This is a genomic window from Jujubicoccus corallicola (genome assembly GCF_047345645.1).
Taxonomy (GTDB): domain Bacteria; phylum Pseudomonadota; class Alphaproteobacteria; order Rhodobacterales; family Rhodobacteraceae; genus JBLEFH01.
The window spans coordinates 1-16,598 of sequence record NZ_JBLEFH010000004.1; the positions used below are offsets into that span (position 1 = coordinate 1).

General features: G+C 60.0%; 16 protein-coding genes. 5 read left to right on the forward strand and 11 right to left on the reverse strand.

The features are described from left to right. Positions 1–2,168, reverse strand: a 2,168-nt coding sequence (locus ACMA5I_RS07715) for an SdrD B-like domain-containing protein (RefSeq protein WP_525885674.1), incomplete at its 3' end; no start/stop codon positions are given. 250 nt (positions 2,169–2,418) lie between these two features. Here ACMA5I_RS07715 and ACMA5I_RS07720 point away from each other — a divergent pair. Continuing rightward, positions 2,419–3,051, forward strand: a complete 633-nt coding sequence (locus tag ACMA5I_RS07720; protein WP_525886008.1) for a metallophosphoesterase family protein — start codon at positions 2,419–2,421, stop codon at positions 3,049–3,051. 45 nt (positions 3,052–3,096) lie between these two features. Here ACMA5I_RS07720 and ACMA5I_RS07725 read toward each other — a convergent pair whose 3' ends face one another. The 4 genes from ACMA5I_RS07725 to ACMA5I_RS07740 all read right to left on the reverse strand — a co-directional run bounded on the left by ACMA5I_RS07725 (position 3,097) and on the right by ACMA5I_RS07740 (position 8,151). Continuing rightward, positions 3,097–4,275: a hypothetical protein gene (locus ACMA5I_RS07725; protein ID WP_525885675.1), complete on the reverse strand. Its 1,179-nt coding sequence runs from the start codon at positions 4,273–4,275 to the stop codon at positions 3,097–3,099. Next, positions 4,275–4,868: a polysaccharide biosynthesis/export family protein gene (locus ACMA5I_RS07730; protein WP_525885676.1), complete on the reverse strand. Its 594-nt coding sequence runs from the start codon at positions 4,866–4,868 to the stop codon at positions 4,275–4,277. Before ACMA5I_RS07730 ends, ACMA5I_RS07725 begins: the two co-directional genes overlap by 1 nt. A 151-nt stretch (positions 4,869–5,019) precedes the next feature. Beyond that, positions 5,020–7,416 (reverse strand): tetratricopeptide repeat protein, encoded by a 2,397-nt coding sequence (locus ACMA5I_RS07735; protein ID WP_525885677.1) that lies wholly within the window; start codon positions 7,414–7,416, stop codon positions 5,020–5,022. Between the two features lie 42 nt (positions 7,417–7,458). Beyond that, positions 7,459–8,151: a sugar transferase gene (locus ACMA5I_RS07740; RefSeq protein ID WP_525885678.1), complete on the reverse strand. Its 693-nt coding sequence runs from the start codon at positions 8,149–8,151 to the stop codon at positions 7,459–7,461. A gap of 284 nt (positions 8,152–8,435) precedes the next feature. Between ACMA5I_RS07740 and ACMA5I_RS07745 the strand changes: the two genes are divergently transcribed. From ACMA5I_RS07745 to ACMA5I_RS07755, 3 genes are read left to right on the forward strand one after another with little or no spacing between them, the layout of a single operon-like run. Next, the gene (locus ACMA5I_RS07745; protein ID WP_525885679.1) at positions 8,436–9,338 is read left to right on the forward strand and encodes an ExeA family protein; all 903 of its coding nucleotides are present in this window, start codon (positions 8,436–8,438) and stop codon (positions 9,336–9,338) included. A gap of 4 nt (positions 9,339–9,342) precedes the next feature. Beyond that, a complete protein-coding gene (locus ACMA5I_RS07750; RefSeq protein ID WP_525885680.1) occupies positions 9,343–10,875 on the forward strand; it encodes a GumC family protein in 1,533 nt (510 codons plus the stop codon). Between the two features lie 10 nt (positions 10,876–10,885). Next, entirely contained in the window at positions 10,886–11,734 is an 849-nt protein-coding gene (locus ACMA5I_RS07755; RefSeq protein ID WP_525885681.1) for a CpsD/CapB family tyrosine-protein kinase, read from the forward strand. A gap of 12 nt (positions 11,735–11,746) precedes the next feature. Here the strand turns inward: ACMA5I_RS07755 and ACMA5I_RS07760 are convergent, their stop codons facing one another. Then, complete coding sequence (locus ACMA5I_RS07760) at positions 11,747–12,364, reverse strand: Smr/MutS family protein (protein WP_525885682.1); 618 nt, start codon at positions 12,362–12,364, stop codon at positions 11,747–11,749. Further along, positions 12,364–13,020, reverse strand: a complete 657-nt coding sequence (locus ACMA5I_RS07765) for a Tim44/TimA family putative adaptor protein (protein ID WP_525886009.1) — start codon at positions 13,018–13,020, stop codon at positions 12,364–12,366. Before ACMA5I_RS07765 ends, ACMA5I_RS07760 begins: the two co-directional genes overlap by 1 nt. Before the next feature lie 75 nt (positions 13,021–13,095). On the opposite strand from ACMA5I_RS07765, the gene ACMA5I_RS07770 reads away from it, so the two are divergent. Then, positions 13,096–13,572, forward strand: coding sequence for an FxsA family protein (locus tag ACMA5I_RS07770; RefSeq protein WP_525885683.1), 477 nt, complete (start codon positions 13,096–13,098; stop codon positions 13,570–13,572). Here ACMA5I_RS07770 and ACMA5I_RS07775 read toward each other — a convergent pair. The 4 genes from ACMA5I_RS07775 to ACMA5I_RS07790 are packed head-to-tail and all read right to left on the reverse strand — an operon-like array spanning position 13,569 to position 16,535. Continuing rightward, entirely contained in the window at positions 13,569–14,018 is a 450-nt protein-coding gene (locus tag ACMA5I_RS07775; RefSeq protein WP_525885684.1) for a pyridoxamine 5'-phosphate oxidase family protein, read from the reverse strand. The two genes, ACMA5I_RS07770 and ACMA5I_RS07775, sit on opposite strands and share 4 nt — an antisense overlap. Further along, positions 14,015–15,382 (reverse strand): putative ATP-dependent zinc protease, encoded by a 1,368-nt coding sequence (locus tag ACMA5I_RS07780; protein WP_525885685.1) that lies wholly within the window; start codon positions 15,380–15,382, stop codon positions 14,015–14,017. The genes ACMA5I_RS07775 and ACMA5I_RS07780 overlap by 4 nt, the downstream gene beginning before the upstream one ends. Continuing rightward, complete coding sequence (locus ACMA5I_RS07785) at positions 15,382–15,936, reverse strand: ActR/PrrA/RegA family redox response regulator transcription factor (RefSeq protein WP_525885686.1); 555 nt, start codon at positions 15,934–15,936, stop codon at positions 15,382–15,384. Before ACMA5I_RS07785 ends, ACMA5I_RS07780 begins: the two co-directional genes overlap by 1 nt. After that, positions 15,933–16,535 carry an SCO family protein gene (locus ACMA5I_RS07790; RefSeq protein WP_525885687.1) on the reverse strand — a complete coding sequence of 201 codons (603 nt, stop codon included), beginning with the start codon at positions 16,533–16,535 and terminating at the stop codon, positions 15,933–15,935. The genes ACMA5I_RS07785 and ACMA5I_RS07790 overlap by 4 nt, the downstream gene beginning before the upstream one ends. Between the last annotated feature and the right edge of the window lie 63 nt (positions 16,536–16,598).

Below are 16,598 nucleotides of genomic sequence, written 5' to 3' on the forward strand. Positions count from 1 at the left end.
ACATTGGCATCGGAGTCGCTGTTCACCGCATCCGCCGCAACGGTGCTGGCCTCAGTGAACTCATACCCATCCGGGGTCGTGAACCGGACCTGATAATCGCCCGCCGCGAGACCGTCGAAGAGATATTTGCCATTCGCATCGGTCAGCGTGGTGGCCACCACCTCACCATCGACCAGCAGCTCGACAGACACACCCGCCGCCCCGCTCTCCGACCCGTTCAGCACGCCGTCGCCGTTGGTGTCATACCACACGGTGTCGCCAAGGGACGCAGTGTGCGGGTCTTCCACGATGAGGCCAGCGTCGACGTTGGTGATGTCTTCACCGGCGCCGAGGGAGATCGTCCCGGTGTTGCCATCGGCATCAACATCGCTGTCGAGATCGTCATTGCCGCCTTGGTCCTGACCGGTGAACACGTAACCTTCCGGGGCCACGACGCTGACGGAATACTCGCCCTCTTCGAGACCATCGAAGATGTAGTTGCCGTTTTCGTCCGTGGTGGTCGTCGCGATCACATTGCCATCCGCGTCACGCAGATTGACTTCCGCGCCCGCAACGCCGGTTTCGCCTGCGTTCTGGATGCCGTCGCCATTGAGATCATAGAACACGGTGTCGCCGATCGAGCCGAGCTCGACCACCGGGTCGGTGTTGCAGATCTTGAGATAATCGAAATAACCCTTGTCGCAGTAATCGCCCGCAGCCCAGACCTTGATCTGGTCGCCCGGCTTGAGGTCGATCCCTTCGACGATGAACTCTTCGACGATTTTGGTGTCGCGGTCGGTATAGATCGGGCCGGACACGTCTTTGCCGTTGACGTAGATGTAGAAGGTGGCCTTGCCGCCGCTGGCATCCCAAGCGCCGAGGGTGATGTCGAAAGTGCCAGCCGCGCCGTCCCAAGTGGTGGTCGCATAGGCCCAGCCACTGGTCGCGTCATAGACATATTCGCCGCCCGAAGTGCTCGATGCGGTGCCCACGCGGAAGCCGCAGAGGTTCATGTCCTCGGCTTCGATTTTCACACATTCAGCAACGACGGTGCCGCCTTCTTGAATGCCGGCATCGACATTGCAGATCGCTTTGCCCGCGCCGACGGTGAAGAGGTCGGTCTGACCGGAAGCGTCGGCATCGGAGTCGTAGCGCTTGTCGCCCACATCCTTGTCCGCGAAGGTCTTGTCGTCCTGCTCGGGGAAGAGGACGCGATACTGGCCTTCGGCGAGGTTCTTGAAGCTGTATTTGCCGTTGGCATCGGTGGTCGTGGTCGCCACGACATTGCCATCCGCATCGACGAGGGTGATCGTCGCGCCTTCAACGCCGGTGTCGCCACGGCTCTCGGTGTCCGAATTGTCGTTGTCGTGGAAGAAACGGCCCGTGATGCTCGCGGTGTTTTCTTCCTGAACGCCGGCATCGACGTTTTTCACGGTCTGGCAGTCACCGAGCTTGATGATGTCGGTCTGGCCATTGGCGTTGGCGTCGGAATCGGTCGAGGAGTAGCCCACATCCTTGGCGGCGAATGTCTTGCCGTCGAGATCCGGGAACACGACGCGATACTGGCCAGCCGCAAGGCCGGTGAAGGCGTAGTTGCCATGCGCGTCGGTCGTGGTGGTTGCCACGACATTGCCATTGGCATCGACCAGCGTGACGGTTTTGCCCGCAAGGCCGGTGTCACCGTCATTCTCGGTGTTCGAGTTGTCATTGTCGGCAAAGAAGCGGCCTTTGATCGCCGATTCCTGGCGCGGTGCGGTCTGGATGCCCGCATCGACATTGGTCCAGCACTCGCCTTTGCCCACGCTGACCACTTCGGAGATGCCGTTTGCATCCGCATCGGAGTCGACGCTCTTGTTCGAGCCGACATTCTGGTCCGCAAAGACCTTGCCGTCCTGCTTCGGGAATACGACGCGGTAGTCGCCCGCTTTGAGATTGGTGAACTTATAGTTACCGTTGTAATCGGTGGTGGTGGTCGCGACCACCTTGCCATCGCTGTCGATCAGCTTCACAACAACGCAGGCAACGCCTTTGTCGCCATAGCTTTCCGTGTCGGAATTGTCTTTGTCGTAGAAATAACGGCCGCTTAACGAAGCATTGCCGTAATCGTAGGAACTTCCATGGTCGTAGGACCGATAGTAATCGTTATACTTATACCCGTAATAGGAATTGTAGCCGTAGTAGTAGGTCATATGAACCCCCAATTGTTAACCCAAACAGGGGGAACACGCGCAGCGATGCGCATGGCAGCAAAATCTACGGGAACCCCCACCCAACGGTTCTCGTTTATGTTTTGTTAACCACAAAGTCAAACAGTTTTGATGAAGTGTTACAGAATTTCATGTGCTAGATTGACTAAAAATGAAGGCCAGAAACATATCTATGCTTAATAAACTCTTTGGCATAAGTAAAAATAGCGAGAATATTAACCCTGACCAGCCCATGGCTGTTCTTGGCGACATACATGGCCGATATAGCTTATTTAAATCCCTTATAGAAAAAATGACATCTTTGGACGGGTGGCAAGATGTTCAGGTTGTGCTTTTAGGGGATTTGGTGGATCGCGGCTCACGGAGTCGTGACGTGATCGACCTCGCCATGACGTCGGGTCACATCGCGCTGAAGGGCAATCATGAAGAGATGATGCTCGATTTTCTCAATGGAATCAGTCGCCGGTGGCTGGAGCATGGCGGGGCGGAGACGCTGGAGAGCTTCGGTTTGACCCTGTCAGCCACCCCTGAGGATCTGCACGCGGCCCTTGGGGAAGAGCGGCTGGCCTGGCTGAACACGATGCCTACATCTTACTTGAACGGCAATATCCTCTTGGCCCATGCGGGCGGCGATCCCGGCGCGCCGCCGGATGATCAGCCGGAGGAGGCGCTTCTTTGGGGGGTGCGCGGCGGGCCAACCGCCCGGAAAGACGGAGTTTTCGTGGTCCATGGCCATTATGCGCGCCGGTCGGCCAAGCGCTCTGCGGGGATCCTCAATCTCGACAGCGGCGCGGCTTATGGCGGCCCGCTGAGTGCGGCGCTGATCGCGGAGGGGCATCTGGAAATTATTGAAGCCGGCCCCTGAGGGACCGGCTTCCTGTGTCACTATGCCGCGGCGATTACTTTGGCGTTACTGGCGCTCGAAGCTCCAGCTGAACCCGGCGGAGAGACGATGCACATCGTCGTCATCGGACTCGGTCTGGAAGAGATAGCCGATATTGCCGCGCGCGCGCGGCGTGAAGTTGTGGTTATAGCGCGCCGTGAGGTTCTGCTTGTCGCTGTCATCATCCCAAAGCGCGTTGACGCCGAAGGACATGGAGTCGCGCCGGGTCAGACTGCGGTTGTAATCGAAGCCCGCACGGGTCGTCTCGACCAGCTCGCCGTCGCTGTCCGGGTCCTGCGCATGGCTGACGCTGAAACGCATCCGGTCCCGCGCGCGGGTGAGCGTCGCGCCGAGATTGCCGCCGAGGCTGAACTCATCCGTATCGTCCGACCAGTCCGTCCCGATGGCGCCATCGACCGCAAATGTCGGCGAGAGCTGGCCCGACGCGCCGATCCGGGCGGAGGCGCGTTTGATGTCGTCGTCATCTTCAGGCTCGTAAAGCCCGCCGGTGCCGCTCAGATTGATCGACCAAGTCGGCGAGACCGCGCGGCTATACCCGAGGCTCAGGCTGGTATTGGTGTAATCCGTCCCTGCCTGATCGTCGTCATAGCTGCGATCGCTGACATTGACGGACATGTTCACACTGTCCCGCGGCGTGAGGCGATAGGCCAGACCCGCGCTGCCGTTGAGATAGCGGACTTTGCCGGAAAGGTCCTCCGCCTCGATCAGATCGTCGGGGGAGATCACCTCATCCTCATCGGGAATATTGATGTTGAACACCGTCGTGTCGTAATCGCGCTGGCGGTAGGACAGGCTGGCATTCGAGTTGAGACGCGGCGTCAGGGCGCTGGTGAGATAGAAGCGGATATTCGGCTCGGAGATCGAGGTTTCGAACTCGTCATCGTCGTTATCCTCTTCGGCCACCAGCGAGAGGCCCGTGCTGACGCCCACTTCCGTCGTGCGGGTGCGGCGATCCAGATTGAGGTTCAGGCTCGTCGTCGCGCCATAGCCAAATTCGCCGCCATCATCCTCGACATAGGCCGATTGCCCGAAGGTGAGCCGCGTGCGGGTGCCGCGCCCGAGCGGTTGCGCGCCGAAGAGCGAGTCCGGCACATTGACCACCTGCTCTGGCGGAACCGACGGGGAGACCTGCCCCCAAACGGGCGCCGCAGCGAGGGCGATGGCCGTGAGACCGACCCGCCGCATCAGAATTCAAACAGGCGGCGTTGCGGCACGATGATCACGTCACCGTCGCGCATTTCGACGATCTGGCGGAACTCGGCCCCTTGCTCAACGGCGTTGTAATCCATGAGATAGGTTTTCTGCGCGCCCTCTTTCTGGCGGCGCAGCTGGATCCGCTGGGTCGCCGCGAAATCCGACAGACCGCCCGCAAGGGAGATCGCCTGAAGGAAGGTCACCGGCGTTTCGACCTCTTTGAGACCGGGGCTGCTGACCTCTCCCATCACGTAGATCTTGATGGTGTCCATCATGAGCTCTTCTTCCATCGGCGCTTCCTGGATCAGCGCGACCGAGATGGTCGGGCGGATGGCGAAGCTGCCCGAGAGGCGCGAGCGGATGATTTCCTCCACCGATTCCACCGAGCGGCCCGAGGCCTTGATCGACCCGCCGATCGGCATCGAGATGTAGCCATCGGGGCGCACCAGAACCTGACGATCCAGAAGCGGATCCTCCAACACGCTCACCGAGAGGCGATCCCCCGGCTGGATTTCATATCTTTGCGCCAGAGCCGGCGTTGCCAATGTGGCGATTAGCGATACAGCTGCCAGAAGGGCCCGCATCATGTGTCTCCTTATCCATTACAGCGACCGTAAAAACCGAACGCTGCCCACCTTTTCTCACCCACTATAGACCACTGCGGCGGTTAGGCCGCAGTATTTGCCCGCAACTTAGGCAGAAGCCGCACCCAACTGTCGCAGCTTTGCAACAGCTTTAATTCTCGCCAATCGCCGCCAAACGAGATCTTGCATCCGCGATTTGTGGCAAATCGAGACCTTGCTGCTCGGCCAGTTCAATGGCGCGGCCAAGGTAACGGCGGGCCTGCGGCGCTTGGCCAAGCTCGGCATAGGCGACGCCCGCGTGATACTGGACGAGCGGCTGATCGACGAGTTGATCCGCCGCAGGGCCGAGATAGGCGAGCGAGGCTTCGACCTCATCGCGCTGGAACAGCAGCCAGCCATAGGTGTCCTGAAACGCCGGGACGTTGGAATCGCGCAGCGGGCGGGCGATTTCCGCCGCATCGTCGAGCGACATCTCGCCCTCGCGGTAATCCATCATCAGGCTGACGAGGTTATTGGCATAGACGACATTGTCCGGGAACTCGTCATGGAGCGCCTGATAGACGCCAATCGCGTCGTCCGTTCGGCCCTGCCCTTCATAAAGACGGGCCTTTTGCGCACGGATCACCGCGTTATTGCTCAAAGTCTCGATGCCTTCGTCGAGGATCGCTTCGGCGGCGTCAATGTCGCCTTCCCGCGCGTTCAGCGACGCGATGGTCAGGTAAATTTCCGGCGCAAGCGGGATGGCGTCTTTGCCGCGATTGAACCATTCGCGGGCCGTGTCGTTATCGTCGGAGGAGAGCGCCAGACGCCCGCGGAGCAGATAGCCGCGCGGATCCTGCGGCTCGTCCTCGATATAGCCTTCGAGATAGGTCGCCGCGTCCTCTTCCCGTCCCGCGCGCACGAAGGCGGAGATGAGATTGGGCAGAGTCGTGCGTGTGGCCGTGCCTGCTTCCAGCGAGGATTGGAGTTGCGCGATCAGCTCATCCACATCGTTCTGGCCGCTCAGGATCGCCGCCTGAAGCTCTTCGGCGAGCGCATTGGCGTCGTCACTGCCGAGCGCGGCGAGACGGTCGGCGACTTCACCGGCTTCGATCCAGTTCGCTTCCCGCACAGCCACCCGGCCAAGATGCGCCAGAAGAATGACCGAATCCGGGTTCACATCGAGACCCTGCTGAACCACCGTGCGAATCCCGTCGTCGCGGCCCTGCGAGGCGAGGAAGGCGACATAGCGGTTCACGATATTCGGGTCGTAATTGCTGACCTCGGCGGCGCGGGCGAATTGCTCGCGGGCGAGATCTTCATTGCCATTGCGCTGATAGGCGGTGGCAAGTTGGTTGACGGCGGCGAGATTCTGCGGGTCCGTATCGAGAGCCTGACGCAGATCGGCGATGGCCAGATCCAGCTCGTTCTCCTCCAGATAGCGGCCACCACGCAGGACCAGCGCGTCGGCGCGGGTCGGGTCTTCGCTCAGGATCGACTCCAGCGCTTCGTCGGCTTTTTCATGCTCGCCATTCGAGAGATACAGCCGGGCCAGCGCAACATTGAGCATACCGCGCTCGTTGAGCGAGGCATCTTCATTTTCAGCCTTCAGCGCTTCGAGACGGGCAATCGCGTCCTGCTGATCGTCGCCCGCCGCAATCGCCGCGGCGCGCATGAGATAGCGCAGCGGCTCTTCGGCTTCGCTGGCGAGTTGCTTGAGTTCGGCCTCAGCCGCTTCCGGGCCCTTGCTCCGCTGGATGAGCGCAACGAGACGCTGCTCCATCGCTTCGCGGTCCGGGCTGACCTCAAGACCGTCGCGCAGAACGGCAATCGCCGTGTCCGCATCCTCCGCCTCGGTAAAGAGCCAGCGAGCGCGCAATTCGCGAATCCGGTCATTTTGCGGGGCGGCTTCGAGCATGGAGGCAAGCTGCGCGCCAATCGCCTCCTGATCGTCCTGCTGCTCCAACACGCTGAGGCGGAACAGCTGCGCGCCGTAGCTTTCGCTGTCCGCCATGCTTTCGGCGACTTCGCGGGCGCCTTCAAGATCGCCCTGCTCCAGCATGTCATCGCCCAGGATCAGACGCGCGCGGAGGTTCTCCGGGTCCGCGTCCTGAATTTCACGGGCAAGCTCCAGGCCGCGCGCGCGATCATCGCCATTATAGGCAATGGAGGCGCGGATGGATTTGGCATTGATATTGTCGGGGTCGACCTCTTCGAGCTTGGTCAGCTGCTCTTCGGCCAGCTCCGTCGCACCGCCGATATAGTAAATCTCGGCCAGCTCATAGAGCGCATCGACATGTTCGGGGTTCTGTTCAAGAAGCCGGCGGAACTGCGAGGCGGCTTCGGTAATATTGCCAGCGTCTCGAGTCAGACGCGCATAGAGAAGCCGCGCGTCCTGATGTTCGCCATTCAGTTGAAAGACATTCCGCAACTCGACACGGGCTTTTTCGTCTTCGCCCGCATCAGAAAGTTCAACAGCGCTCTGGTAATATTTCTCAGCTCGCTCTTCTGCATTGTCACAAGCAGCGAGTGCGGCAAGCATAGCCGCGCCAATCATCAAATTTTTCATAACGCCCCAAAGTAAATTGCCACCCGGTCGGGTGGCAATAAGCTAGCAGCCCGTGCCGCGAACGACAATGAGGGCTGTGCGCATCATGACAGAAACGTCAGTCGCCAGCGACATTTCGCGGAGATAACGGGCGTCATGATGGGCGCGTCCGGCAAAGCTGCCGACGCTGCGATCCGAGATCTGCCAGTAGCCGGTCAGGCCGGGACGCATGTAGAAATAAGAGCGGCCCGGATAAAGCGCACGCTGCTCGGGCAGCATCGGGCGCGGGCCGACGAGGCTCATATCGCCGATCAGCACGTTCCAAAGCTGCGGAAGCTCATCCAGCGACGTCTTGCGGATAAACCTGCCGAGGCGCGTGACGCGCGGGTCATCGTTAAGCTTTTGCTTCTCTTCCCACTCCTGCCGGGCGACCGGATCGGAGGCGAGCAGCTCTTCGAGCTTCTCATCTGCATCGGGAATCATCGACCGCAACTTCCAGAATCGGAAAGATCCACCATTCCGACCCACGCGAGATTGCGAGTAGAACGCGCCACTGCCGTCGCGCGAAATCAAGTAAGCCAAAAGCAAAACAACGGGCAAAACGATTGGCAGGCTGATCAGAACCAGCACAATATCGAAAAGCCGCTTTAAAATTATGGAATAAAATCCACCTTCCAGACCAAGATGATTATCTCTGTCGTCAGGTCCACCTGTCCCTGCCATGGGACGGGCCACGTATAAATCCGCGTTACTCATTGAATTCTCCACCACTACATTCCGTCCGCACGATCACCACATCTCATCGCGGACGGCCCACGGAGAGACAATTAGCACCTAATGCGCATTGGCACAACTTTTTAGAAAACTTGCTTTCGAAACTGTGAAGATTTAAGTGAACATGCTCACAATTTTGAGATGTTAACTAGTTAACCAGATGAGTGAGCTTATTTAACCTCTCAAACATATCATCATGATGACATTTGCAAATCGGACCGGCACAGTTAGAAGGTCCGGAATATTTCGACACGGCGGATCAGCATTTGGCACTCTATTTAGAACATTTCGGCATGACCGAGCGGCCCTTCACATTGCTGCCGGACCCGGACTTTCTGGTCTGGTCCGACGCGCATTCTGAAGCGTTTTCCGTTCTGGAATATGGGCTTATGTCCGGTGCGCCGGTCACCCTGATCACTGGTGAGATCGGTGCGGGCAAGACGACGCTGCTGCGGGAGTTCCTGCGTAACCTGCCTGATGACATTGAGGTCGGGCTGATTTCCAACGCGCAAGGCGGCCGCGGAGAGTTGATCCAATGGGCGCTGATGGCTCTCGGCGAGCCGTTTGACGAGAAATCTTCCTATGTCGTTCTTTTTAAAGCCCTTCAGGACCGTCTGATCCGCACCTATGCGTCCGGCAAGCGGACCATCCTGATTGTGGACGAGGCGCAGAACCTCTCGCGCGAGACGCTGGAAGAGCTACGCCTGTTAACGAACATTAACGCCGACAAGGACGAGTTGCTGCAGTTGATCCTGATCGGTCAACCGGAGCTTGTGGATATCCTCGCCGGGCCGGGTCTGGAGCAGATCCGCCAGCGGATCATGGCGGGCTATCACCTTGGAACGCTGGATGAAAAAGCGGTTGGCACCTATATCCGCCAGCGGTTGCGCAAGGCGGGGGCGAACCCTTATCTGATTTCCGATCAGGCCTTCGGGCTGATTGCGCAAGCCAGTGGGGGAACGCCACGCCGTATTAATCATATCTGTGATATGGCCCTGACCTATGCCTATGCGACGGGCCACAAATTCGTCGACTACGAGACGGTGAAACGCTCTATCGAGGACCGAATGGCAACCAACCGTGTGGCGCAACGCGCGGCGGAACTTGCCGAAGAAGAGACCACATCCGCCACGATCACGGCGGTTCATGAACAGAAGGCACGACGCTAAGGCCATGGATTTCAAGTTTTATTTCAACCAGTTTATGCGCCGCCTGCCGCTTTTCGTGATTGTGGCGACATTAGTATCGGTCATCGGAATCGCCGTGGCAATGCTCCTGCCCGCCCGCTACAGCGCTTCGACAACGATTCTTGTGGAAGGGCCGAAGATTTCGGAGCAACTTGCGAATTCGTCCGTGACGGCTAGCCCGGTTGAACAGTTAAACGTGATCCGGCAACGCCTCATGACCCGCGGCAACCTTATTGACGTGGCGCGCCGCCTGAAAGTGTTCCCCGGCATCAACGAAATGACAGGCACCCAGATTGCGCAAGGCATGCAAGGGTCGACCAGTTTCAATCTGGTGCAGCTGGGCGATTCTGGCTCGCGAGACGGGGCGCGCACGATTGCCTTCTCAATCAATTTTTCCTCGGAAAACCGTAGCAAAGCCGCCGATGTCGCGAACGAATACGCCTCGCTCATTCTTCAGGAAGGCGCCCGTTTGCGCTCTGATATGGCCACCGGCACCCTTGATTTTTTTGAGCAGGAAGTCTCGCGGCTTGCAGGCGAGCTCAGCCGTATCGAATCTGAAATGCTTGCATTTCAAACTCAGAATCAGGAATCCTTGCCGAATTCTTTGGATTATCGCCGCAACCAACAAGTCGTGTTGCAAGAGCGACTCTTGCAACTTGAGCGCACCAAAGCTGAACTTCAAACGCGCCGCCGTCAGCAGGCCGGACAGATTAGCGCGAATAGCGGTATCGGCACCGTTGGAGCCAGCGCATCACCGCAGGAAATGGAACTGATACAGCTTCAACAAGATTTGGTTGAAAAACGGGCGATTTATTCTGAACAGCATCCGCAAATTCGTGCGCTGCGATCCCGGATTAATGCGCTGCAATCCATCGTTCGCCCGGTTAACCGTGATGGCGAACGTGTGGCCAGTTCTGCCGAAGCAGAATTGGCGCTTCTCGACGAGCAGATTGAGATGGTTGAAACGCAAACGACGGATATCGAGAGCGAACTTAGCGAATTGCAGGTCTCTATTGACCAGACACCAGATGTTGAGGTCCGTCTCAACAATCTCACTCGAACCTATGAAAACACGCAGCTTCAGTACAATCAGGCGCGCCAGAAGCTCGCTGCCGCTGCGCAGGGGGAGCGGATTGAGTTGCGCCGCGAGGGTGAGAGCTTCGAGGTGATCGAGCGCGCGACGGTGCCGGATGAGCCTGTCAGCCCGAACCGGAAGGCGATTGCGGCCGCGAGTGTTGCGGCTGGCATTGGTCTCGGCATCATGTTGGTGGCGCTGCTGGAATTTCTCGACAAGACGGTGCGCCGGTCGGTGGAGTTGTCGACGCGCCTTAATATCGAACCGCTGGCGACGATCCCGTATATCCAGTCGCATGGCGAGGTGCGCCGCCGCAATCTCGGGATGATCGCAATCGTCGCAGCGATCGTGATTTCCGTGCCGCTCATGCTCTGGGCAATTCATTATTATTATCTGCCGCTCGATCTGATTTTCGACCGGCTGCTGGCCAAATTCGGGCTTTGAGGAGGCTTTCATGGAACCGTTGAGAGAAGCGATCAAGAAAGCCCGCGAACAGCGTGAACAGGCCGCGGGGAGCGCACCGCCGGCGACGAGCCCGCGCACGGCGCCGCCGCATATCGCGCCGCAGAGCCAGAGCGCCGTGGACAGCAATTGGAGCGCGCTGCGGAGCTTCGAGCCGGACCCGCGGCATCTGGAGAAGATGAGAATTGTCTCGTATCTTCAGGAAGATAGCGCGGCGATGTATTACAGCCAGATGCGGACGCGGGTGCTGTCGATGATGAAGGAGCGCGGCTGGAAACGGGTGGCGATCACCTCGCCGACCGAGGGCTGCGGCAAGACCGTGACGACGCTCAACCTAGCGTTCTCGCTTGCGCGGCAGAGCGATCTGCGCACGGCCGTGCTGGATTTCGACATGCATCGTCCGGCGATCCAGAACTATCTGGAATTGCCGGAAAAATACAGCATGGGCGGGTTTCTGAGCGGCAAGCGGACGGTAGAGGAAAGTTTCACCCGGATCGGCGAGAACCTTGTGATCGGGCCGAGCGGGCGCGAGGCCAAGAACACCTCCGAGATCCTGCATAATCACGATTCGCGCGACGCGCTCGACACGATGGACGCGCTTTTGGAGCCGGATATTACGCTGATCGACACCGCGCCGATGCTGCTGACCGATGACATGATGGCGATGGCGCCGCTGGTGGACTGCGTTCTGCTGGTGGTGGGCGCAGGGATCAGCACGACCCATGAGGTCGATATCTGCGAGCGGGATCTAGCGGAAAAGACCAATGTTCTCGGGGTGATCCTCAACAAATGCCGCTATATGCCGGAGGGCTATGGCCGCGCTTATGAGGGCTATTATTAACCGGTTTCGCGCCTATCGGGTTTTGCCCGGACGGCGGAGATACACGTAATAGGCGCCGGCCCCGCCATGGCGGCGATGCGCGGTCACGATTTCCATCACATAGGGGCGGATCGGGCCTTGGCGCAGCCAGCCCGGCACGGCGTGGCGCAGGACGCCGCGACGCTCTTCGAAAAAGCTGCGCTGCGGGTCGTCCTGCCCCTTCCCGGTGATCACCAAAACGAGGCGCAGCCCGCGCATATGCGAACGGGCGATGAAGTCGATCAGCGCGCCGTAAGCTTCGTGCTGGCGCATTCCGTGCAGGTCGATCCGCGCTTCCACCGGAAGCCGTCCGCGCGTCATTTTGTCGAGCTTGCGGCGGTCCATTTCCGGCGCTTCGGGGCGGCGATGCGCCTCGGCGGGATCGGGTTTTTCGGAGACAGAGACCGCGGGCGCTTTGCGGGAACGGCGACCGATCTGGGGCGCGGCCATTTCGGCAAAGAGATCGCGCCGCGGCGCCGGTTCCGGCGGCGGCGCTTCTGTTAAAATTTCCGTAGAATCAGCCTCTTCGACGGGTTTTATATCCCATGCCTTGGCCACACGCCGCCACAGATCCCGCTCATCGGCGGTCAGAGACCGGCGGCGACGGGCCATCAGCCGGTGGCGACGAGGAGCCAGTTCGGATCGTCCGCGCCCATTTTGCGGGCGAAGGTCCACACATCCGTCTGGCGTTTCACTTCATCCTTGGCACCATCGACGATCTCGCCCGCCTGATTGCGCACCACGACCGACAATTCGCCGACAAACCGCACGGTCATTTCGGCTTCCTGCGTCTCGGGATCGAAGCTCGCCTCTTGCAAGCTGCCCTCACGGATGCCGACAAATTGCGCTTCCACATCAAGCCCTTCGGCTTCGCGCGCGGAGATCGCGGCCTCGAAACCCTCGTAAACTTCGGGGTCGAGATAGGGCTGGAGGTCCTCACGCTCGCCGCGCTCATAGGCCATCAGCAGCATTTCATAAGCCTGACGCGCGCCGCGCAGGAAGTTGTTCACATCAAAGCCCGGCTCCGCCTCTTTCATCGCGCGCAACGCCAACGCCGTGTCGCTGCCTTCCTCGGCGTGATCCTCGATATCCGCATAGGGATCGACCGGCGGCGCGATTTCCGCATCCTCCACCGGCTCTTTCGACGATGGCGGCAGGTCCATCGGCTTTTCAAAACCATCGCGTGTGCCCAGCACAGATTTCAGGCGCAGGCCCAGAAATATCGCAACCGCCGCCAAGATCAGAAGATTGATCATCGAACCCCCAATAAACATCTGCGGATTTGAGAAATCCGCCTTCCCTCCCTATGTAAGGTGAAACGTCAATTTATCCAAGCGGTGCGCATGCCTCTCTTTCTGATATTCCTGATCATCCCCATCATCGAGATCGGTCTTTTCATTCAACTCGGCGGGATCATTGGCCTCTGGCCGACCCTGCTCTGCGTGGTGCTGACCGCCGTGATCGGCTCGGCGCTGGTGCGGCGTCAGGGTCTTGGGGTGTTGCAAGAATTGCAGGGGCAAAGCGGGTCCTCGGGGGGCAACCCGCTGTCGCCGCTCGCGCATGGCTTGATGATCCTTATGGCAGGTATGCTGCTGATTACGCCGGGCTTTTTCACGGATGCTTGCGGCTTCGCGCTGCTCGTCCCGGCGATCCGGCGGATGATTATTGCGAAAATGGGGCACCGGATTACTGTGGTCGCGACGAGCTTTGGCGGTGCGTCTCAGGCGGGTTATCCTGGTGCCGAACCGCGTCCGCGGCGTAGCCATCCGGACATTATCGAAGGCGAGATTATCGACGAGAAAACGCCCGAAGAGCGTTAATCCGCCGAAAATCCGTAAGCCGCTTTGGCTTCGGCAATGCGCTCCGCCTCGGATTTTTCGGGCTGGAGCGCGTAGCTCGGCGCGATGATCGGGAAAATCTCGGTCATATTTAGGCGAATGACGTTGCGTATCGGGAAATCTGGCCCGGCTTTTTCGGCGAGCGGCGCGTGGACCTCGGCGAAGTCTTCATCATCTGGACCGATGATTTCGGCGCGGCCCTTCGTCTGAACACCCTTCTGGCGCAGAATGTCGATGAAACTTGCGCTGGCCTGCGGGTTGGCGCGCAGATTTTCGACGGAGCGGGCCGATGCAATGTCGGCGATCAGCAGGTAATCGCCGTCCCGGACCCAGATTTCCTTTGGCGAAACATTCGGCTTGCCTTTCTCATCCGCCGTTGCGAGCCAGAGCAGGACCGCGCCCTCAACCGCGCGGTCGAGCGCCTTCACGCTTTGACCTTCCGGCCCGCGCGGCGCAGCGTCGGCGCGAGTTGCGCCTCGATATGGGCGATGACGAGATCCGCGAGATCGGTTTCTCCGTCGATGCCGCGCAGGCTTGGCGAGCAGGTCACATCGACGACTTTCGGGCCGTCCTCGGTGCGCACCAGATCGATTCCGGCGAGATCGAGACCGAGCGCGGTGGCCGCCCGCTGCGCCATGTCGCGCTCCTCGCGGGTGAGTTTCACGCCGCCCTGACGGAGCGCCGCACGGCCCTTGCCAGCCGGTTGATAGCGCAGCGCGCCGACGAGTTTGCCGCCAAGGACGATCGCCCGCACGAGGCCGCCTTCCATATCCGCCACGTAATCCTGCACCAGAAAATCCGCGCCGAGCCCGCCAAACGCGTTCACCACCGAGATCGCCGCCTTGTCGCTGTCGGCGAACACATCGGAATGGCCCGCCTCGCCTTCGAGAAGCCGGATCATGCGCGGCCCCTCCCCGACGAGATGGACGAGATTGTCGCTATCCTGCGGGCTGCGGGCGAAGGCCGTATGCGGCATCGCGACGTGGTAGCGGGCGAGAAGTTGATGCGCGAGCAAGGGGTTACGCGCGGCGAGAATGCCGGTCGGGCCGTTGAGCGTATAAGAGCCGGTGGTCTGGAATTGCCGGACGACCGCCGCGCCGTAGCGGGCAATCGAGCTGCCAATCCGCGGGATCACCGCATCGAGCGGCGGGAGCGGGGCACCGTCGTAATGCACCTCCGCCTGCGCCGTGCGGATGTTCATATAACAGCGCGCCGTGTCGATGAGCCGCACCTCATGGCCGCGCGCTTCCGCCGCATCGACCAGACGGCGGGTCGAGCGGCCCTTGGGGGCCTGAGTCAGGATCGCGAGGGACAGGCTGCGCGCGGCATCGGTGCGCGGCGCGTCCTCATAAGCGTCAAACCCAAGTTTCGGCTGGTTAAACGCGGTGGCCGGGGCGACGACGACGCCTTCGGGCATCCCGGTGCGGCCAAGAAGCATCCGGTACGCCATGGAGCCGCGATCCGTCAGCGTGACCTCAATCGGCCAACGCTCGCCGCCTATGGCGAGATCGGTCGAGATCACATAACGCAGCTCCGGCACGCCGTTGGAGGAGATCACTTCGCGCCGATCCACCACATCGGCCTCGCAATGAAGTTCGAGGTCGGGCTGGTCCGGGTCGGGGTGGAAGGAGAAGGCGACGCGGTTGCCCTCCGTCCCCTCAATCGGCGTGATATTATAAGCGTGAAGCGCCGAGGTCCGCGCGCCGGTATCCACTTTCGCCAAAACGGCGGGCAGGCCGAGATCGGGCAAACTCACCCATTCCTGCCAGCCCAGCGTAAAGCGGCGCGGCATTACTGCGGCGACCTTTTCGACAGGATGCGTTGGAGCGTCCGCCGGTGCATCCCGAGCCGCCGCGCGGTTTCCGAGACGTTGTGATCACAAAGCTCAAACACCCGCTGAATATGCTCCCAGCGAACCCGGTCCGCCGACATGGGATTCTCCGGCGGGGGCGGCAATTCGCCGCGATCCGCAAGCAGCGCGACGGTGATGTCATTGGCGTCCGCAGGCTTGGCGAGGTAATCGACCGCACCCATTTTCACCGCCGACACGGCCGACGCTATCGCGCCATAGCCGGTCAGCACGATCACGCGGGTCTCGGGGCGCAGCTCGCGCAGCACCTCGACGACCTCTAAACCGTTTCCATCTTCCAGCCGAAGATCGACCACCGCATAGGCGGGCGGGTTGTTCCGCACATAAGTAATGGCATCGGCCACGCTTTCGGCGGGCACCGGTTCAAAGCCGCGTTTTTCCATCGCCTTGGACAAACGGCGCACAAAAGACGCGTCGTCGTCAACAAGAAGCAAAGATGGGTCCGAACCGATTTGGGCACTTAGGTCAACTGTCATAGTTTCTCCATATAACAGCTAAGTGATTCTGCCATCTCATCGGGTGGTAAATTATTGGGGAACATGCCAATTAATCCGTCTTCGGGCGTCATAAGGTAGGTAAAGGTCGAGTGGTCCATCAAATAGTTCTCACCTTCACCCGCTTTGCGCGCATAAACGCGGTAAGCTGCGACCGCCTCGTCAATCTGTTCTTGCGATCCACTCAGGCCGAGCGCGTCATCGCTGAAATAAGATGCGTATTCTTCCATCCGCTCCGGCGTGTCGCGCTCCGGGTCGATGGTGATGATGACTTGTTTGATATCTTCGGCGTAGCCGGACTCGTCGAGCGCCGCCGTATTGCGGGCATTGTCGAGCGGGCACACGTCCGGGCAGAAAGAATAACCGAAATAAATCAAGGCCGGGCCGGTGATCACATCTTCATTGGTGACGGCGCGATCGCCGTCCAGAAGAGTAAAGGGCCCGCCAATATCCGCGCCGCCCACCTGCATCTGCTCGCAGCTCGCGAAACGCTCGGTCGGTTCGGAGCGATTAAAATAGAGAACTCCGAGCAAGCCGAGCATGGCAATGCTGGCGACTATCGCGGTGATCCTGGCGATCATAAAACTGCTCCTCATTTGCGCCTCGTATGAAACGCTGTGGCGGCGCGGGCTGGCCCCCGCTAT